General features: G+C 63.7%; 19 protein-coding genes. 10 read left to right on the forward strand and 9 right to left on the reverse strand.

Annotation, left to right across the window (positions count from 1 at the left end; genetic code table 11):
• The first annotated feature begins 43 nt into the window (after positions 1-43).
• The 6 genes from FQ746_RS05910 (at position 44) to FQ746_RS05935 (ending at position 6,456) form a co-directional block, all read left to right on the forward strand.
• Positions 44-886: an NAD-dependent epimerase/dehydratase family protein gene (locus FQ746_RS05910; protein ID WP_144107997.1), complete on the forward strand. Its 843-nt coding sequence runs from the start codon at positions 44-46 to the stop codon at positions 884-886.
• Positions 887-939: 53 nt separating this feature from the next.
• Positions 940-1,818: an SMP-30/gluconolactonase/LRE family protein gene (locus FQ746_RS05915; RefSeq protein WP_144108102.1), complete on the forward strand. Its 879-nt coding sequence runs from the start codon at positions 940-942 to the stop codon at positions 1,816-1,818.
• 489 nt (positions 1,819-2,307) lie between these two features.
• Complete coding sequence (locus tag FQ746_RS05920) at positions 2,308-3,303, forward strand: TRAP transporter substrate-binding protein (protein WP_144107998.1); 996 nt, start codon at positions 2,308-2,310, stop codon at positions 3,301-3,303.
• A gap of 70 nt (positions 3,304-3,373) precedes the next feature.
• Entirely contained in the window at positions 3,374-3,853 is a 480-nt protein-coding gene (locus FQ746_RS05925; RefSeq protein WP_144107999.1) for a TRAP transporter small permease, read from the forward strand.
• A 7-nt stretch (positions 3,854-3,860) separates the two neighbouring features.
• Positions 3,861-5,213: a TRAP transporter large permease gene (locus tag FQ746_RS05930; RefSeq protein ID WP_144108000.1), complete on the forward strand. Its 1,353-nt coding sequence runs from the start codon at positions 3,861-3,863 to the stop codon at positions 5,211-5,213.
• A 43-nt stretch (positions 5,214-5,256) separates the two neighbouring features.
• On the forward strand, positions 5,257-6,456 hold the full coding sequence (locus FQ746_RS05935; protein ID WP_144108001.1) for a porin: 1,200 nt from the start codon (positions 5,257-5,259) through the stop codon (positions 6,454-6,456).
• On the opposite strand, the gene FQ746_RS05940 is transcribed toward FQ746_RS05935, so the two are convergent.
• Positions 6,444-7,361: an urea transporter gene (locus FQ746_RS05940; protein ID WP_144108002.1), complete on the reverse strand. Its 918-nt coding sequence runs from the start codon at positions 7,359-7,361 to the stop codon at positions 6,444-6,446. The genes FQ746_RS05935 and FQ746_RS05940 overlap by 13 nt on opposite strands.
• Before the next feature lie 210 nt (positions 7,362-7,571).
• Here FQ746_RS05940 and FQ746_RS05945 point away from each other — a divergent pair, with 210 nt between their 5' ends.
• The gene (locus FQ746_RS05945; protein WP_144108003.1) at positions 7,572-8,126 is read left to right on the forward strand and encodes a putative glycolipid-binding domain-containing protein; all 555 of its coding nucleotides are present in this window, start codon (positions 7,572-7,574) and stop codon (positions 8,124-8,126) included.
• On the opposite strand, the gene FQ746_RS05950 is transcribed toward FQ746_RS05945, so the two are convergent.
• The 4 genes from FQ746_RS05950 to FQ746_RS05965 form a co-directional block, all read right to left on the reverse strand.
• Entirely contained in the window at positions 8,101-9,069 is a 969-nt protein-coding gene (locus tag FQ746_RS05950; protein WP_144108004.1) for an alpha/beta fold hydrolase, read from the reverse strand. The two genes, FQ746_RS05945 and FQ746_RS05950, sit on opposite strands and share 26 nt — an antisense overlap.
• Complete coding sequence (locus tag FQ746_RS05955; RefSeq protein WP_144108005.1) at positions 9,066-9,947, reverse strand: metal-dependent hydrolase; 882 nt, start codon at positions 9,945-9,947, stop codon at positions 9,066-9,068. Before FQ746_RS05955 ends, FQ746_RS05950 begins: the two co-directional genes overlap by 4 nt.
• A gap of 103 nt (positions 9,948-10,050) precedes the next feature.
• On the reverse strand, positions 10,051-10,962 hold the full coding sequence (locus FQ746_RS05960; protein ID WP_144108006.1) for an SDR family NAD(P)-dependent oxidoreductase: 912 nt from the start codon (positions 10,960-10,962) through the stop codon (positions 10,051-10,053).
• Entirely contained in the window at positions 10,959-12,563 is a 1,605-nt protein-coding gene (locus FQ746_RS05965; protein ID WP_144108007.1) for a flavin-containing monooxygenase, read from the reverse strand. Before FQ746_RS05965 ends, FQ746_RS05960 begins: the two co-directional genes overlap by 4 nt.
• 264 nt (positions 12,564-12,827) lie before the next feature.
• Here FQ746_RS05965 and FQ746_RS05970 point away from each other — a divergent pair, with 264 nt between their 5' ends.
• Together FQ746_RS05970 and FQ746_RS05975 are read left to right on the forward strand one after the other, a co-directional pair.
• The gene (locus tag FQ746_RS05970; RefSeq protein ID WP_144108008.1) at positions 12,828-13,118 is read left to right on the forward strand and encodes a hypothetical protein; all 291 of its coding nucleotides are present in this window, start codon (positions 12,828-12,830) and stop codon (positions 13,116-13,118) included.
• A 15-nt stretch (positions 13,119-13,133) separates the two neighbouring features.
• Positions 13,134-13,445, forward strand: a complete 312-nt coding sequence (locus tag FQ746_RS05975) for a hypothetical protein (RefSeq protein ID WP_144108009.1) — start codon at positions 13,134-13,136, stop codon at positions 13,443-13,445.
• A 40-nt stretch (positions 13,446-13,485) separates the two neighbouring features.
• On the opposite strand, the gene FQ746_RS05980 is transcribed toward FQ746_RS05975, so the two are convergent.
• From FQ746_RS05980 to FQ746_RS05995, 4 genes are all read right to left on the reverse strand, one after another.
• Positions 13,486-14,370, reverse strand: coding sequence for a MerR family transcriptional regulator (locus FQ746_RS05980; RefSeq protein WP_144108010.1), 885 nt, complete (start codon positions 14,368-14,370; stop codon positions 13,486-13,488).
• 30 nt (positions 14,371-14,400) lie between these two features.
• Positions 14,401-14,991 (reverse strand): N-acetyltransferase family protein, encoded by a 591-nt coding sequence (locus FQ746_RS05985; protein ID WP_409932370.1) that lies wholly within the window; start codon positions 14,989-14,991, stop codon positions 14,401-14,403.
• Between the two features lie 102 nt (positions 14,992-15,093).
• A complete protein-coding gene (locus FQ746_RS05990; protein ID WP_144108012.1) occupies positions 15,094-15,318 on the reverse strand; it encodes a hypothetical protein in 225 nt (74 codons plus the stop codon).
• A gap of 97 nt (positions 15,319-15,415) precedes the next feature.
• Positions 15,416-16,306, reverse strand: coding sequence for a DMT family transporter (locus FQ746_RS05995; protein ID WP_144108013.1), 891 nt, complete (start codon positions 16,304-16,306; stop codon positions 15,416-15,418).
• Between the two features lie 114 nt (positions 16,307-16,420).
• On the opposite strand from FQ746_RS05995, the gene FQ746_RS06000 reads away from it, so the two are divergent.
• Positions 16,421-17,863, forward strand: coding sequence for a PLP-dependent aminotransferase family protein (locus FQ746_RS06000; RefSeq protein WP_260853910.1), 1,443 nt, complete (start codon positions 16,421-16,423; stop codon positions 17,861-17,863).
• Positions 17,864-17,868: the final 5 nt, after the last annotated feature.

Genomic DNA, 17,868 nt, shown 5'->3' on the forward strand with positions numbered 1-17,868 from the left:
GCCCGAGGGCCTTCGCCGACCGCCACATTCCATCGATAAAGACATGACCGACTCGACGCTCGAGCGCCCCACGGCGCACAAACCCTTTCGCCGTCTGCTGCTCACGGGCGCGGCCGGCAACCTCGGCAAACAGATGCGCGGCGCGCTCGGCGCGTGGGCGGACACGGTCCGTGTGAGTGATATCGCGCCGCTCGGTGAACTGGCCGAACACGAAGAAGCCGCAATCGTCGATCTCGCCGACGAAGCCGCGGTGCACGCACTGCTCGAAGGCGTGGATGCGGTGATCCACCTCGGCGGCATCTCCGTCGAAGCGCCATTCGAAGATCTGCTCGAAGCGAATATTCGCGGCCTGTACAACCTGTATTCTGCAGCGCAGAAGCAGGGCGTGAAGCGCATCGTCTACGCGAGTTCGAATCATGCGGTGGGTTTCCATCCAACCACTTCGGTGGTCGATATCGACGCGCCGCTGCGGCCCGACAGTCTGTATGGCGTGACCAAGTGTTTCGGCGAATCGCTGTCGCGCTACTACTTCGACCGTTTCGGTCTGGAGACGGTGTGCTTGCGCATCGGCTCGTCGTTCGAGCAGCCAAAGAACCCGCGCATGCTCGTCACCTATCTGAGTTATCGCGACTTCATCGAACTGGTGCGCTGCTCGCTGTTCACGAACCGCGTCGGTCACGCAATCGTGTATGGCGTGTCGGATAACCGCATCAAATGGGTGGACAACACGAAGGCCGCGTTCCTCGGTTTTCGTCCGCAGGACAGCTCGGCGCAATTCGAACATCTGTTCCCGGTGGCGGCGCCGAGCGCCGAACTCGACGATCCCACGCAGCAGTTCCAGGGCGGCGCGTTCGTGCTGGCCGGCCCGATGGAACCGAAGCGGTGAGCGGCGCGACGCCGCGAGTCGAGCGTGTCGAAGCGGCAGGCCAGGCGCCCGCGATGGTCGGCGAGAGCCCGGTCTGGCGCGCGGGCGAGCAGGCGCTTTATTGGGTCGATATTCCCGCGCAGAAAATCGTGCGTTTGCGGATCGAAACCGGTGCGCGCGCCGAGTGGCGTTTGCCCGAGAAGGTGGCGTGCATCGCGTTCGATCACGAGGGCAAGGTATTGGCGGGGTGCGAGAGCGGACTCTTCGCGCTGACCCTGCCCGAGCCTGACGGCAACGACACGTCGCAGGACGTGACCGGCCGCAGACTCGCGGCGCCATCGTTTGCGTGCGACGACATGCGTTTTAACGACGGTCGCTGCGACCGGCAAGGCCGCTTCTGGGCCGGCACGATGGTGCAGGACATGGCGGCCGCGAATCCGGCGGGCGCGCTGTACCGTTTCGACGCACGCGGCGTGCTGTCCGCGCCCATCGTCGATGCACTCATTACGCAGAACGGTCTTGGCTGGTCGCCCGACGGCGCGACGATGTATCTGTCGGACTCGCATCCGTCACGCCGCCTGATCTGGGCGTTCGATTACGACGTCGATGCGGGCGAGCCGCGCAATCGCCGGGTGTTCGCCGATCTGCACAAGTATGCGGGGCGCCCGGATGGCGCCGCCGTGGATGCCGACGGTTGCTACTGGATCTGCGCCAACGACGCGGGCTTGCTGCTGCGCTTCACACCGCAAGGCAAGCTCGACCGGCAGATTGCCGTCCCGCCGAGCAAGCCGGCCATGTGCGCGTTCGGTGGCCACGATCTGACGACGCTGTACGTCACGTCGATCCGTCCCGGCGCCAATGCGACCGAACACGATGGACATCTTTTCGCCGTGCGTCCCGGTGTGAGCGGGCTACCGGAACCCGAGTTCGCGGGAAAGCTTCAGGAACGATGATCTTCGACTCACGCCCGGTACGTCACATCTCGAATAGATTCATCGCTTGTCGTACAACATAATTACTGAAACACCCCACTTTAGTCTCGTTTCGCCAACAATTCGAAGGACGTGCGGCCGTTTGTCCGCGCGTTCTTCGCGTCGCCTTTATCTCTCACATCCCTATGCCCCGTGCGATTCATGCCGATCTGGCGTGCGGGTAAATACCGTCTGTACAAGCTAAAACACCTTTTATAGACTTCGTATGTCGTCGTACAACGTATGAGCCCAAACAAACGGCTTTCTGTTGTAGGAAGAGTAAGAGAAGTGATCTGACAAGGAGCGCCGGGATCGTGCTGAACACAGCACACGGCCCGGCAACGCACGCCGTGCCGCCTGCCCTGTGCGGCGCGTGTGCCTGGAGACGCATCACCACACTGTCGATTCCACGAGCGGCCCAGGCCGGCCGCTCCGTGAGCGGCTGGATGACTATTAAAAAGGAATGTCACGATGAACCCGAAGTTTGCCTCCTCCCGTGTGTCGCTCATCGCCGCTGCCGCCGCCGTTCTCGCATTCAGCACGGTATCGGCCGAAGCGCGCGTGTTCCGCGTATCGGACGTGCATGGCGATACCTATCCGACCAACATGGCCGTCAAGCACATGGGCGAGGAAATCAGCAAGGCAACCGGCGGCAAGGATTCCGTGAAGGTATTCGGCAATAGCGCATTGGGCTCCGAGAACGACACGCTCGACCAGGTGCGTATCGGCGCGCTCGACATGGCGCGTGCGAATGGAGCGGCGTTCAACGAGATCGTGCCGGAATCGATGATCCCGTCGTTGCCGTTCCTGTTTCGGGACATCGACCATTTCCGCAAGGTGATGTACGGCCCCGAAGGCCAGAAGATTCTCGATGCGTTCAAGGCCAAAGGCATGATCGCGCTGACCTTCTACGAGAGCGGCGCACGCTCGATGTATGCGAAGAAGGCGATCCATTCGCCGGCCGACATGAAAGGCCTCAAGGTGCGCGTGCAACCGTCGGATCTGATGGTCGACGAAATCAAGGCAATGGGCGGCACGCCGACGCCGATGCCGTTCGCCGAGGTGTACACGGGCCTGAAAACAGGTCTCGTGGATGGCGCGGAAAACAATCTGCCGTCGTACGAAGAAACCAAGCACTTCGAAGTCGCGCAGGTGTACTCGGAAACCCAGCACTCGATGACGCCGGAAGTGCTGGTGTTCTCCAAGAAGGTCTGGGACACGTTGACGCCGCAGGAACAGGACATCATCAAGAAGGCCGCCGTCAACTCGGTGCCTTACTACCAGCAGTTGTGGACCGCGCGTGAAGCCGATGCCGCGAAGACGGTGACCAAGGGCGGCGCGACCATCGTGCCGGCCTCGCAGATCGATCGTGCGGCATTCGTGAAGGCCATGCAGCCGGTCTGGGCGAAGTACGAAAAGACCCCGCAAATGAAGCAGCTGGTCGACGAGATTCAGGCTGTCAAATAAGCGGCGCTCCAGCGGCTGGACAGATTCCGAAGAGCAAATAAAAAGTCCGTTGCAAGCAAGGATGGGATCAATGAGATTCATAAAGCGCCCGAACGATGTCCTGTTCCAGTTGCTGGTGATCGTCGCGTCGGTGAGCCTTGCCTCACTGAGTCTGCTGGTGATTTACAGCGTCGTGATGCGCTATGTCTTCAACGACGCGCCCGACTTCGTCGAGCCGATCGCACTGCTTCTGGTGATCGTGATCGCGATGTTCGGCGCGGCGCTCAAGGTACGCGAGGGCGGTCATATCGGGCTCGACTCGCTGGTCAAGAAATTGCCGCCGAAGGGGCAGACGGCGGCCCATGCATTCCAGCATCTTTGTCTGATTGCACTGGCGGTGGCGATTTTCTTCGGCTGCCTGCAGATGGCCGATACGACGATGGACGACAAGATTCCGATTCTGGGCTTGCCCGAAGCGCTGCGTTATCTGATCCCGGTGATCGCCAGCGTGTGCATCGCATTGTTCTCTTTAGAGAACCTGTTAGGGCTTTTCGCTCAGAAACAAAACTAGAAGAACCATGGAACTCGCCATCCTCTCTGTCAGTTTTCTCGTTTTCCTGCTGTTCGGTGTGCCGGTTTCATTTGCGTTGGGACTGTCGTGCGTCCTGACGTATCTCTACGAGGGACTGCCGGCAGCGACCGCCATGCAGTCGATGATCTCGGGAATGAACGCGTTCTCGTTTCTCGCGGTGCCGTTCTTTATTTTCTCCGGCGAACTGATGCTGCACGGCGGTATCGCGGACCGCATCCTGCGCTTCGCGCAAGCCACGGTAGGCCACTTTCGCGGCGGACTCGGCATGGCCAACGTGGTTGCGTGCACGCTGTTCGGCGGCGTATCCGGCTCGCCTACCGCAGACACCTCGGCGATGGGCGGCGTGGTCATTCCGCTGATGAAGCGCGAAGGCTATAGCGCGGCCTATGCGGTCAACGTGACGACGCACTCGTCGCTCGCCGGCGCGTTGATGCCGACGTCGACCAACATGATCATCTACGCGTTCGCGGCGCAAGGCATTACGGGCACGCTGAACGGCCACGCGATGAGCGGCGTGTCGATCGGCGACCTGCTGTTCTCCGGTCTGCTGCCGGTGTTGTGGGTAATGGGTTTCGTGCTGATCGCGGCTTACTGGCAGGCGGTGCGTTACGGCTACCCGCGTCGCCCGGACGGTTCGACGGAACTGCAGCGCTTTCCCGGCTGGCTCGCGGTGTTTCGCACGTTCCTCGGCGCATTGCCGGGCTTGATGGTGATCGCGATCATTCTGGTGTGCGTGGCCAAAGGCATTGCGACGGCGACGGAAGCGGCTGCGATTGCGGTGTTCTATTCGCTCGTGCTGACCATCGTCGTGTATCGCACGATGACGATGAAGAAGCTGTTCTTCGCGCTCTCCAAAGCGGCTAAAACCACCGGCGTCGTGTTGCTGCTGATCGGCGTGTCGAACATGCTGCGCTACCAGATGGCGTATCTCGAGATTCCCGACGCGATCGAGCACATGCTCGACGGCGCGACCAGCATGCCGTGGCTGATGCTGCTGTACATCAACCTCATCCAGATTTTCCTCGGTACCTTCGTGGATATGGCGGCGCACATCCTGATCACCACGCCGCTGTTCCTGCCGATGGCGATGCATAGCGGGGTCGGCCCGGTGCAGTTCGGCATCATGATTCTGCTCAATTGCGCATTGGGTCTCGTGCATCCGCCGATCGGCTCGGTGCAGTTCATCGGCTGTGCGATCGGCAACGTGTCGATCGGCGAGACCACCAAGGTGGCGTGGCCGTATTACCTCGCGATTTTCAGCGCGATCAACATCGTCACCTACGTCCCGATGTTTTCGACGTGGCTGCCCAGCATCATCAACGGGCACCCCGTTTATTGATTTGTAACACCGATAAAAAACAGGTTTCTACAGAGGAGAAGCAATGAAAAAGGTCATCGCAACTTCAGCCCTCGGGCTGGTCGCCATCGGCGCGCATGCTCAAAGCAGCGTGACGCTGTATGGGATCGTCGATACCGGGATTGGCTACCAGAGCAGCCAGACTTCGCTGGGCTCGACGACCGGGGGTCACTCGGTCGTGAAGATGGTCAACGGCATCTGGGCCGGTAGCCGTTTCGGCCTCAAGGGCGCAGAAGATCTGGGCGGCGGCACGCGCGCCATTTTCCAGTTGGAAGAGGGCTACAACAGCGCGACCGGCGCGCAATCCACCTCGGGTCTCGCGTTCAATCGCCAGGCTTACGTGGGTATCGCCAACGCCACTTACGGTACGTTGACGGCCGGTCGTCAATACACGCCGTATTACACGCTGCTCGCACCGTATAGCCCGACGACGTGGCTGACGGGCGCCTACGGCGCGCATCCGGGCGATCTCGACTCGATGGACACGCTGTATCGCGCGAACAATTCGCTGGTGTACACGTCGCCGAGTATGTACGGTCTGACGGTCAGCGGTTCGTATTCGGTGGGCGGAGTGGCGGGCAGTTTGAATGCGGGTTCGACGTGGAGCGCGGCGTTGCAATACCTGAACGGCCCGTTCGGCATCGCGGCCGGTTTCCAGCGCGTCAACAACTCGACGCCCGGCGGCGGCGCATGGGGTACCGACTCGACGATGTCGAACGCAGGCGCAGAAGCCGGCGTGTCGGGTATCAACAACGGCTATCAGACGGCCCAGGCGCAGCAGCGCGTCGCGGTGACCGGCGGCTATACGTTCAGCCCGCAGTGGGACGTGTCGTTCTCGTACTCGAACGTGCAATACATTCCGGGCGTGAACTCGAAGTTCCGCAGCCAGGCCACCTTCAACACCGCCGGCGCCGTGCTGCACTTCAAGGCAGTGACGGCGCTCGACCTGGCCGCGGGCTACAGCTACACGCGCGCGACCGAGTCGAACGGCATCCAGAGTTCGGCGCGTTATCAGCAATTCAATCTGTCGCAGTACTACAGCCTGTCCAAGCGTACGGGACTGTATGCGGTGGAAGCGTATCAACGCGCGAGCGGCCAGACGATCGGCACGAACGGCACCAGCATCATCGACGCGACCGCGGATATCGGCGACGGCCAGAACAGCGCGCCGTCTTCGTCACGCAGTCAGTTTGCGGCGGGTGTGGGCATCATTCACCGCTTCTGACCGGATAGCGGTGCGATGCAATCGGGCGGCAGCGTAGCAATACGCTGCCGCCCGATCCATTTGACGGTCCAGACCGCGAGCACGAAGGGCGCGGTCATGGCGGCCAGGCCCAAGTGCGAGGCCAACGTCTGGAGTAGCACGGTTACCGCTATGCCGGCTAGCGTGCGAGCCAGGCCGCAATCGGCGAGTGCAAGGGCGGCGAGCGCGCCGTTGAAACCCAGCATGCCGGCATCGAACGAGTGACCGCTTGCGCCCAGCAACAGCTGGGCACTGCTGGCGAGCGCAGCGCCAGTCAGTGCCCACCACGCGTGTCTTCGCGATGCGGCGGCAATGCCCGCCAGCACGATCAGTCCCGACACGGCGCCCGAAGCGAACGCCGTTTGCGCAAGACTCGCGAGCAGGCCGTGGCCCATTTCCCATGCGCCGGGCAAATGCGTCACGGTCTCGCGCGCATGACCGGCCCGGCTCGCGACGCACGGCAACCAGCACCATGTGACGATCAGGCAAGGGCTGGAAAACACGCCCGCTTCGGTTAACCGCACCCATCGCAGCCATTGCGACCATGGCGCCAGCAGCCATGCGGTGGCGGTTGCGGCGAGAATCGCCACGGCGGCGGCGGTCGTGTTGTCGGCGATGAAGCTGAAGGCGGCCAGGCCCGCGAGCGCGCCGTTGAAGCCATGTAAGCCCACTCGCGTATCGTCTTCGCGATAGCCCGCCAGCATCGCGCTGACGTTGGCCGCGACCGCGCCCATCGACGCGGCGCAAGCGAGCCGCGGATCGTAGACGAGCCACGCGACGAGCAGGCAGCCACCGGTGATGGCGTTGGCCTGCAGCACGATCTGGCCGAGGCTGCGCAGCAGCGTGCGCAAGGCGGTGCAGTCTGCATCGAGCGTGGTGGCGTGCACGGAGTTCGGCCGGTGGCGGAGACCGGTGGCGGGGGACCGGTGGCGGGGAAAACCGCGAGCATAGGGCAGCTTTCACGAAACGGCGATGGGCATGGGGCGATAGTCACTATTTGCGCCCGGCTAGCGTTTGCTACGATAGCCGCCGGGTCGCACGTCGCGACTTGCGAGCTGTCAGCCGGCACCCTTCACCCGTCACGAGGAGAGAAACCGATGCGCGAATTCAGATGGACTTCCGAAGAAGGCGAGGGTATCGAACACTTCACGTGCAAGCTCGATGCAGACGGTTTTTCCGCCGAGAGCGTGGTCGTGGGACAGCGCGACGGCAGGGCTTATGGGCTGCACTATCGGGTGCGCGGTGACGTGCATTGGCATACCCGCTATGCGTGGTTGAAGATAGTCGGCGGTGCGGAGCTGGAATTGCACGGCGACGGCGCCGGTCATTGGCACGACGGCGAGGGCGTCGCGCTGGGCGCGCTCGCCGGTTGCATCGATATCGATATTGCCGCCACGCCGTTCACGAATACGCTGCCTGTCCGTCGTTTGCAACTCGCCGAGGGTGAGCGCCGGGCCATCGCGGTGGCCTACATCTCGACGCCCGACTTGCAGGTGACGCGCGCGGAGCAAGCGTATGTGTGCTTGAAGCTGCACCGCGAATATCGCTACGAAGGACGCTTTCGCGCTTTCACGGCGGACCTGAGCGTGGATGACGACGGTTTCGTGATCGACTATCCAACGCTGTTCACACGCCTGCCGCGCGTGGAGTGACCGGTGCGGCACCAGGATCTGTGTCGTCGTATCCGCTTGCATGTTGTTCGACGAACTCCGCGATGCCAGCCGCGACGCGCTCGGGATCGCGCAGCACGACCCAATGGCTCGCATCCACTTCGGTACGTCGATAAGTGCCGAGCCAGCGCTCGAGTCCGAGCGACAATTCCGGCCCAACGTAGCGGTCGCGCAGCGGCACGATGAACTGCACGGGCGCGTGCGCATGACGCGCGCGCGGACGGCGCAAGGTCCGAATGAAATTCGCGCGATACAGATTCAGCCCGTTGATCGCATTGCGTAGCTGGTCCGGATCGCGCGCGGGGCGCACGCGTTCGGTCAGCCGCAGCCAGAGCGGCCACAGACGTGCGCCGCCCGCGCGCCACACGAATTCCGGCAGCCACGGCAAGTGGAAAAACACGATGTACCAGGACTTGAGCATTTGCCGCAGGCTGCTGCCGAACGGGCGAGACCTGGAACGCTTTGCAGTTTCACCCGGCGTCGCGCTACCGCCTTCGGTCTGGCCGCGCAATTCCGCGGCCGCGTGATCGAGGCACGGACCGGAGATCGACGTATAAGACGCAATGCGTCCTTTGAACGCAGGATCGGTGACGGCTTCCCAACTTTGAATCGAACCCCAGTCGTGACCGACCAGATGAAACGGACGCTTCCCGCAAGTCGCGTCCGCCACTGCCGCGAGATCGGCGGCGAGGCGTTCGAGCCGGTAAGCACTGCGCCCGGCCGGCGCCCCCGAAGCGCCCGCGCCGCGCACGTCGTAAGCGATCACGCGATAGCGCGCATCGAGTTGCGCGCGCACCGCTTCCCACACTGTCGCCGAGTCCGGATAACCGTGCACCAGCACGATGGGTGTTGCGTCGCGCGGTCCGCTCACGTAGACCGCGAGCCGCACGTCGCCGGCGTCGACCGACAGCGTGTCGCGTATCACGCAGCCGCCTGCACGCCGCGACGCGCGGCTTGACGCGAGGCCGGCGCGCTGGCATTGGCGGCATCGACTGCCGCGACGAGGCCGTCGATGCGCTCCAGTTGCGCGCGATTGTCGAAGTCCCATGGATGGAAACCCGGCCGGAAGAAGCTCAGCCATTCGCCGGCAATCCGCGGAAAAACGCCGTGCCGCGGGCTATACAGATACTTCACGACCCGCCACATGCCGCGCAGATGACCGCCGCGCTTGCGGTCGGCGATCAGCAGACGCACGTGGAAATCGAACACGATGGCCCAGAAGGTGACCGTCACGGCGAGCATGGTGCCGGTGCGCAGCAGATAGCGGCCGAGTCCGGGTTTGAGCACGGTGTTCCACACGTCGTAGGACACCGCCTTGTGCTCGGTTTCTTCGAGCGCGTGCCACGTCCACATCTGCGCATAGCCTTCCACCGAACCGCCGATGCGCGACGCGTCTTCGAGCAGCAGACCGGCGAGCATCGCGGTGTAGTGCTCGAGGCACACCGTCACCGCGAGTTGATAAGAATGCGGCAGGATCTTGCGGCCAAAGTTGAGAATGGCCCACAGGCGTTTGTCGAGTTTGTGCGCGGGCAGACCGGCGTCCTGCAGCAAGTCGTTGTATTCGACGTGCTCGCGCGTGTGCATCGCTTCCTGACCGATGAAGCCGAGCACCTGCTTCTTCAGCACCGGGTCGTCGATCCGGTCGCGGTAGTTGCGCACGCTGTCCATGAAGAAGCGCTCGCCTGCGGGGAACAGCAGCGACAACGCGTTGAAGAAGTGCGTGACATGCGAGCCTTGCGCATGCCAGTCGCAGGCGCGTTCCTGCGGCAGATTGAAACGTAGATCGCGGCGAACCGGCATCATGGCCTTTCTCCTTGTGTTTCCTGAATGGCAGCGCACGGGGTGAATGAGCGTGCTGCCCGAATCGTTCGTTGTCCGGGTGAAGTGGAGCAGGGAGCTCGCCGCATCACGCGCGTTTGCCCTGCTGTCCCTGCGCGGCCCGCCGCGCGCGTTTTTCGCCGATGCGTTTCATGCGGCGGGTCTGCATCACGACGAGCGCCTGATAAGCCGCCGGCAACGTGCGCGCCAGCCAGTCGGCAGCGCGTGCATCGCGGCCGATCAGCACGCGGCGCTTGTTCTTGCGCACGCCGTCGAGAATCACCCGAGCCGCTTCGTCGGCGGTGGTGATGAAAAATTTCTCGAAGTCGTCCTTGCCCTGCTGTTCGTTCTCCAGCATGAAGCCGACCATGTTCGGCGCAATCCGGCTCGACTGTGCGATGGCCGTGCGAATGCCGCCCGGATGCACGCAGGTCGCCGAGACACCGCATTTCATCAGATCGAGTTCCTGGCGCAAGGCCTCGGTGAAGCCGCGCACCGCGAATTTGGTGGCGTTGTAGCCGCTCATGCCCGGCTGCGCGAACAGGCCGAACACGCTCGACGTGTTGACGATATGTCCCGCGCCCGAGGCCTTGATATACGGCAGAAACGCTTTGGTCCCGTGCACTACGCCCCAGAAGTTGATCCCGACGATCCACTCCAGATCGGCGTAATCCATGCCTTCGATGGTGCTCGACAGCGCGACGCCGGCGTTGTTGAACACCAGGTTCACACGTTCGTGCTGCGCGGCCGTGTCGGCGGCCCAGTCGAACATGGCGGTGCGGTCCGATACGTCGAGTACGCGCGTCGTAATGCGCAGCGGCGCGCCGACGGTTTGCCGCGCGGCGGCGCGCGCCAGTTGTTCGGTTTCGGCGAGGCTCGTTGCATTGCGATCGGCCAGCGCGAGGTGGCAACCTTCGCTCGCCAGCTGGATCGCCAGCGACCGGCCCATGCCCGAACCCGCGCCGGTGATCGCGGCCACTCTGTCGGTGAAGTTCTTCATTGCGTTATCTCCTGTGCTCTCTGAACGGTTCTCACGGATGCCGTTTCGTTTTGAATGCCGTGTTCCGCCCGTTCGCCGGCCGGCTTCGCGGGGGCATAGGCGAGATAGTCGTCCATGCTGAAGGTGCTGGTCGCCTGCCGGAATTTGTACGCGAATCCCGGCCACAGCGTGGTGTTCCTGCCCGTCTTCGGATCGAGATACCAGCTCTTGCAACCGCCCGTCGACCAGATTGCGCGGCCGAGTTTCTGCTGGATCTGCTCGTTGTACGCGCGTTCGACCTGAGGGCGCACCTCGATGGCGTCGGTGCGTTCCGACTTCATCGTCTTCAGCGCGTTGAGGATGTAGTCCACTTGCGACTCGATCATGAACACCATCGAGTTGTGACCCAGGCCGGTATTCGGGCCGACGATCATGAAGAAGTTCGGATAGCCGGGCAGTGTCGTGCCCAGATACGCATGCGCACCGTCGCGCCACGTATCGACGATATCCACGCCGCCGCGGCCACGCACTACGCCCGGCGGAAACGGATCGGCCACCTGAAAACCGGTGCCGAAGATCAGGCAGTCGACCGGGTGACGCACGCCGTCGGTGGTGACCACGGCGTCCGCTTCGACGCGCGCGATGCCGGTGGTGTTCACCGCAACGTTCGGACGCGACACGGCGGGGAAGTAGTCGTTGGAAATCAGAATGCGCTTGCAGCCCATCGTGTAGTCCGGCGTGAGCGTGGCGCGCAGTTGCGGATCGCGAACCTGTTTGCGCAGATGCCGCTCGGCCACTTTCTGCGCGGCCTTCATCAGCGAGGGGTGAATCGCAAAACCGAACGCGCGCGATTCGAGCATGCAGTACAGCGCCGAGCGCATGATTTTTTGCGTGAACGGCAGATGCCTGAATAACCACTGTTCCACCGGCTTCACGGGGCGGTCGGCTTTCGGCATGATCCACGGCGGCGTGCGCTGGAACAGATCGAGATGCGCGACGCGCGGCGCGATCTGCGGCACGAACTGGATGGCGCTGGCGCCCGTGCCGATTACCGCGACGCGTTTGCCTTCGAGCGGATACGCGTGGTCCCAGTGCTGCGAGTGGAACGCCTTGCCCTGGAAGTTTTCGATGCCGGGAGTAGTCGGCATGGCCGCGCGCGACAGGCCGCCCATCCCGGAGATCAGCACGCGCGCCGACCAGCGCCGGCCGTTGGCGAACACGAGTTGCCAACGCTGCGCGGTTTCGTCGTAAGTGGCGCTCGCGAGTTCATGACCGAAGCGCAGATAGCGCTGCACGCCGAAGCGCTGCGTGCAGTCTTCGAGGTAAGCGCGGATTTCCGGTTGGCGCGCGAACATGCGCGTCCAGCGGGGATTGGGGGCGAAGGAGAACGAATAGACGTGCGACTGGACATCGCAGGCGCAACCGGGATAGTGGTTGTCGCGCCAGGTGCCGCCGACCGAGTCGGCCTTTTCGGCGACCAGGAAGTCGGTCATGCCGGCTTGCTGAAGGCGGATCGCCATGCCGAGGCCGGCAAAACCCGAGCCGATGATGGCAATGTCCGTAGTGATGGGCGTGGACGCGTCGGGCGCCGCGTCGTCGAAGGGCATCATGCGTGCGTTCATCCGATCCGTCTCCTTGTTGTTCAGTCTTAACTGTTACATTGATGGATGTAACAATAGAGGGTGGTAACGGATCGCGCAAGCCGGTAGCTAGATGGGCGGCTCTAGCGGGAGCAGCATTTTTTCATGATGTGAAAAATGGGCTTGAAGGGAGCCCGACAGAATTTGATACGGCGTTTATATCGCCAGCCACGTTCTATTCACGCCGTTTATCGGAAACATCGGATATTGATCGCGTTATCCACTCCGGTTTGCGATCGACCCTTCATGTCACTTGCCATCAGAACCTCCTGCCTCGACCTCCCTTTACCCGCCAGCGACGACCGGACGGTCACGCTGGAACTCTGCATCGACTCGACGCAAGCGCTCGCGACGCAGCGCTCGCTGCGCAATGCGTTGAGCGACGAGACGCGCATCGTCACGGTCTCGGTGGATTACAAACGGAATCGAAGCCGGTTCGCCATCTCGGCGCGGCGGGATGCGATCGATACGGTTCTGACTGCGGTGATGCAGGCGTTGCCCGAAGGTGAGTTGGGCATCATCCGCTCGCATAGATAAAACCGGAGACGCGAAATGATCCAGACACTTTTGCGAGAGTTCGCGCTTCAGGACACGAGCGTGCAGGACGACTCTCAACGGCTCGTCGTGTCCGCCGCCGTCGAAGGCTCAACCGGTGAAACGTCGAAAGAACAGATACGGAGCCTGTTTCACTCTCCGGTCGGCGTGTACGTGAGCCACGTTCGGCGCGAACGCGACTGCCTGCGGCTGGAGTTCGATATCGCCGCAAGCGATCTCGACTTCACGCTTCGCACGCTGCATGCGGTGTTGCCGGAAGCGGCAATCGACGCGGTTCGCCGGCGGGTCTTCCAGCATCAGAAGCATTGAGGCCGGGGCGGGGCGCGGTGGGTTCGCGCGCCGCACGGCGCTATTTCCGCGTCTTGTCCTGCCGTCCCGCGGCGCGCTCGCCCGGTGCGACGGCGGGCGCGTGCCCGAGTTTCTTCTCCATGATCGCGGCGACGCGGTCGCCGAAATAGTCGCCCGAGGCTTCTTCCAGGGCGCGGTTCATTTCGCTTTCGACCAGCACCATCGCGAGCGGCCGCACGCGCCAGATCGCCTCGATCAGCGCGGGCACGTCCGCGGGCGGCGGCAGTGCGTCGGCGTCGTAGCGGTCGAGTTGCCGCACCACCAGATCGACCATGGCCTTGGCGACCGCGTTGAAATGCGGCCGCGCGATGTTCACCGCGTCGAGCAGGTCGGCGAGCGGAATGCCTTCTTTCGCCATGGTCGCGCCCGCGGCCAGCGCCGAGGGACTGCCGGACACGAACGAGAGCCCGCTGCGTTCGAGCAGACCGAGTTCGACGGCCTTGCCGAGGGCGCTCGGCGAGGCCTTGTCGCCGAACATCTGCAGCAATTCGAGCAGCGAGTATTTCTTCGGACGCTCGCGTGACCAGCGTCCGCCGATCGCGCTTTCGAGGCCGAGAATCGAGCGCAGATCGTGGCCTTCGTCGACGGCCTTGATCAGATCCTGGATGTTGGCGAGCGTATAGCCGCGCGTGAGCAGATGGTTGATCAGCTTCAGACGCGAGACGTGCGTGTCGTCGTACACGCCGACGCGGCCGCGTTTCTCGGGCGGCGCGAGCAGACCGCGGTCCTGATACGCGCGCACGTTGCGCACGGTGGTGTCGGTGACGCGCGCGAGTTCGTCGACGGTGTATTCGGCGCGCGACGTGTCGTTGCCGCCGGCATGGGCATCCCCGTGGCGATTTGCGTCGGCAGCGGAGGGCAAAGCGGGTGGCGGCTTATTGGACATGGGCGGGCGTGGAGGGCATGGCGGAGGATTTTAACGCGCCACGTCACCCGGCAAGGCCGAATCGCCCCGGCCGAGCGAACGCTGCATCAACGTGCTGTCGATCCATCGTCCGTGTTTAAAGCCCACGGCCTTGAACGTGCCGGTGAGTTCGAAACCCAGTTGCGTATGCAACGACAGCGATCCGCCACGGCCGCCGTCGGCGATCACGGCAATCATCTGGCGCCACGGTCCCGCTTCGCAGCGCTCGATCAGCGCCTGCAGCAGGATCCTGCCGAGGCCGCGTCCGCGATACGCTTCGTTCACGTAAATCGAATCTTCGATGGTGTGCCGATACGCGGCGCGCGGCCGGTAGAGCGTGGCATAACAGTAGCCCGCGACCTCGCCGCCGATCTCCGCGACCATATACGGCAAACCATGGCTGCGCACCGAGGCGAGCCGCGTGCGCAGTTCGTCGACGGAAGGCGGAATTTCTTCGAACGACGCGACACCGTGCAGCACGTGGTGCGCGTAGATGGCCTGGATGGCGGGCAGGTCGGCTTCGGTCGCGTCGCGAACGACGGGCGCGTCGGCCGCCGTTGGCGCAGCGGGCACCGGACGCGGCTCGGAGTGGGCAGAACTCATACGTGTTGGTCTGGGCGAGTCTGAACAGGTTTTACTATGCACGCGCCGCGCGCGAATATGAAGCGGCTCAAAAATCGGCGCGGGCATGGCCGGCATGCCGGACTAGTTGTGCGAATACTTGTCCGGCTGGCTCACGTGCGAACCGTGCGGGCGTGCGTGAGCTGGCTTGTGTTTCGGGTGGGGTTTTGCCGGCGTCGAGTGGGCCGGTGCAGATTTATCCGACTTATCCGACGACAGCGAGCTTTGACCTTCGCCGAAGTGGAAGGTCTGCGCGAACGCGGTGGTGGAGAGTGTCAGTGCGGCCAGTGCGAGGTAAACCGGTTTCATGCGTGCTCCTTTCTGAACGAGCCGCCGAGCATACCGCAACGCGGCATGCCCGGCCCTCGACTCGTACAGTTCGGCCCCATTATCCGCACCAGATCCGTCAGCGCGCCGGTTGCGCTGACGGCGCGGCCCGCGAGAATCGCCGCGCACCCGCGACGCAGGCGACGACCACGACGGTGACGGCGATCATCGAAAGGGGTATCTGTTCGTGCAACAGCCATCCGGCAAGTAGTAAACCGAAGAACGGCTGCAACAACTGCAACTGACCGACGCCCGCGATGCCGCCCAATGCGAGCCCGCGATACCAGAACACGAAGCCGATCAGCATGCTGAAGAGCGACACGTACGCGAGGCCCGACAGCGCGGCGTGACTGACGCCGTCGAACGACGCGGGCCGCGACCACCATGCGAGCGGCAGCATCAACGGCAACGACAGCACGAGCGCCCACGAAATCACCTGCCAGCCGCCGAGGTGACGCGACAGCCGCGCGCCTTCCGCATAACCGAGCCCGCATACGACGATGGCGCCGAGCATCAGCGCGTCGCCCAGCGGCGACGCGTTCAGACCGTTGCGCAGCGCGAAGGCGACCACCGCGCCGCTGCCGAGCGCCGAGAAGATCCAGAATGCGGGTTGCGGACGTTCGCCGCCGCGCAGCACGCCGAACAACGCGGTGGACAGCGGCAGCAGGCCGACGAACACCACGGCGTGCGCCGAATTCACATGCTGCAGCGCGAGCGCCGTGAGCAGCGGAAAGCCAACCACGACCCCGAGCGCGACGACCACCAGCGGCAACAGATCGCGCCGCGCCGGCCGTGCCTCGCGAAACGCGGTGAGCAGCGCCAGTCCGAGCAGCGCGGCGATGGTGGCGCGCGCCGCAGTCAGGAACAGCGGGTCGAGCCCCTGCACCGCGAGTCGCGTGGCCGGCAGCGAACCGCTGAAAATCAACACGCCGATCATGCCGCTCACCCAGCCGTTGGTGGTCTTGTCCATGAGTACGTCCCTGCAAAGGAATAGCGAGCCCGTAGCATCCACTAGCTGGTGAAAAACGATAAGCTACACATCAGTACAATTTATTCAAACTGTACTTGGAAGGAATCAGTACAGATGGCGGAAACTTCAATGAAGCGGGCGGCTTTGAGCACGAGCAGGGTAACAGGCGGGGGCACGCGCGTCGGCACGGTCATGGACCATGTGCGCGAGCGCATTGCGAGCCGCTCTTTAATGCCGGGCGCGCGGGTGCCCTCTATTCGCGCGATGACCGGAACGCTCGACGTGTCGAAGTCGACCGTGGTGGAGGCTTACGAGCGACTGGTCGCGGAAGGCGTGATCGTCGCGCGGCGCGGTTCGGGTTTTTTCGTGTCGGGTCATGCGCCGCCGCTCGCGCTCGCCGATCTCGGGCCGCGTCTCGACCGGGAAGTCGATCCGCTCTGGCTTACGCGGCAGTCGCTCGAGACCGGCGCCAAAGTGCTGAAACCCGGCTGCGGCTGGATGCCGTCGACCTGGCTGCCGGAAGACGGCGTGCGCCGCGCGTTGCGCGCGGTGGCGCGCGATGCGCAGTCGCCGCTTGCGGAGTACGCGAGCCCGTATGGGCTGCCCGCGCTGCGTCAGCAGCTCACCTGGCGGCTCGCGCAGCATGGCGTGGACGCGCCGCCGGAGCAGATCGTCCTGACCGACGGCGGCACGCATGCGCTCGATCTGGTGTGCCGGTTTCTGCTCGAACCGGGCGACACCGTGCTGATCGACGATCCCTGCTATTTCAACTTTCAGGCTTTGTTGCGCGCGCATCGGGCGCGGATGGTGGGGGTGCCGTACACGCCGTCGGGTCCCGATCTGGCCGCTTTCGAGCGCGCGCTCGTCGAGCACCGTCCGCGTCTATACGTGACGAACTCGGCGATCCACAATCCGACCGGCGCGACGCTCGCACCCGCTGTCGCGCATCGGCTGCTGAAACTCGCAGGCGAACACGATCTGCTGATCATCGAGGACGATATTTTTGCCGACTTCGAAGACGAAGCCGCACCGCGTCTCGCCGCGTTCGACGGCTTGTCGCGCGTGGTGTCGATCGGCAGTTTTTCGAAGACCCTGTCCGCGGCAGTACGCTGCGGCTATATCGCCGCGCGGCCATCATGGGTCGAACCGCTGATCGATCTGAAACTGGCTACCTCGTTCGGTAACGGGCAACTGGCGGCGAGCGTCGTGCACCGCCTGCTGATCGACGGTACGTATCGCCGCCATCTCGAAGCGATGCGCGCCAGGCTTGCCGATGCAATGGGCGATACGGTGCGGCGGCTCGGTCATGCGGGGCTCGACATCTGGACCCGGCCGCGTGCCGGCATGTTCGTCTGGGCAAGCCTGCCGGACGGACTGGATGCCGCTGCGATCGCGCGTCATGCGCTCGCGGAAGGAGTCGTGTTCGCGCCGGGGAACGTGTTCAGCGCATCGCAGAGCGCGGCGAGTTTTCTACGCTTTAACGCGTCGCAATGTAATCGACCGAAGGTGTACGACGCGTTGCAACGGGCAATGGAGGCATGCGCCGTCGGGCGCTGAGCTTT

The sequence above is a fragment of the Paraburkholderia sp. BCC1886 genome (genome assembly GCF_900996245.1).
Classification (GTDB): domain Bacteria; phylum Pseudomonadota; class Gammaproteobacteria; order Burkholderiales; family Burkholderiaceae; genus Paraburkholderia.

Bases quoted from the DNA above. Each gene is read 5' to 3' on its own strand.
- FQ746_RS05910 (WP_144107997.1), top strand. From the start codon at position 44: ATGACCGACTCGACGCTCGAGCGCCCCACGGCGCACAAACCCTTTCGC.
- FQ746_RS05915 (WP_144108102.1), top strand. From the start codon at position 940: ATGGTCGGCGAGAGCCCGGTCTGGCGCGCGGGCGAGCAGGCGCTTTAT.
- FQ746_RS05920 (WP_144107998.1), top strand. From the start codon at position 2,308: ATGAACCCGAAGTTTGCCTCCTCCCGTGTGTCGCTCATCGCCGCTGCC.
- FQ746_RS05925 (WP_144107999.1), top strand. From the start codon at position 3,374: ATGAGATTCATAAAGCGCCCGAACGATGTCCTGTTCCAGTTGCTGGTG.
- FQ746_RS05930 (WP_144108000.1), top strand. From the start codon at position 3,861: ATGGAACTCGCCATCCTCTCTGTCAGTTTTCTCGTTTTCCTGCTGTTC.
- FQ746_RS05935 (WP_144108001.1), top strand. From the start codon at position 5,257: ATGAAAAAGGTCATCGCAACTTCAGCCCTCGGGCTGGTCGCCATCGGC.
- FQ746_RS05945 (WP_144108003.1), top strand. From the start codon at position 7,572: ATGCGCGAATTCAGATGGACTTCCGAAGAAGGCGAGGGTATCGAACAC.
- FQ746_RS05955 (WP_144108005.1), bottom strand. From the start codon at position 9,947: ATGATGCCGGTTCGCCGCGATCTACGTTTCAATCTGCCGCAGGAACGC.
- FQ746_RS05960 (WP_144108006.1), bottom strand. From the start codon at position 10,962: ATGAAGAACTTCACCGACAGAGTGGCCGCGATCACCGGCGCGGGTTCG.
- FQ746_RS05965 (WP_144108007.1), bottom strand. From the start codon at position 12,563: ATGAACGCACGCATGATGCCCTTCGACGACGCGGCGCCCGACGCGTCC.
- FQ746_RS05970 (WP_144108008.1), top strand. From the start codon at position 12,828: ATGTCACTTGCCATCAGAACCTCCTGCCTCGACCTCCCTTTACCCGCC.
- FQ746_RS05975 (WP_144108009.1), top strand. From the start codon at position 13,134: ATGATCCAGACACTTTTGCGAGAGTTCGCGCTTCAGGACACGAGCGTG.
- FQ746_RS05980 (WP_144108010.1), bottom strand. From the start codon at position 14,370: ATGTCCAATAAGCCGCCACCCGCTTTGCCCTCCGCTGCCGACGCAAAT.
- FQ746_RS05985 (WP_409932370.1), bottom strand. From the start codon at position 14,991: ATGAGTTCTGCCCACTCCGAGCCGCGTCCGGTGCCCGCTGCGCCAACG.
- FQ746_RS05990 (WP_144108012.1), bottom strand. From the start codon at position 15,318: ATGAAACCGGTTTACCTCGCACTGGCCGCACTGACACTCTCCACCACC.
- FQ746_RS05995 (WP_144108013.1), bottom strand. From the start codon at position 16,306: ATGGACAAGACCACCAACGGCTGGGTGAGCGGCATGATCGGCGTGTTG.
- FQ746_RS06000 (WP_260853910.1), top strand. From the start codon at position 16,421: ATGGCGGAAACTTCAATGAAGCGGGCGGCTTTGAGCACGAGCAGGGTA.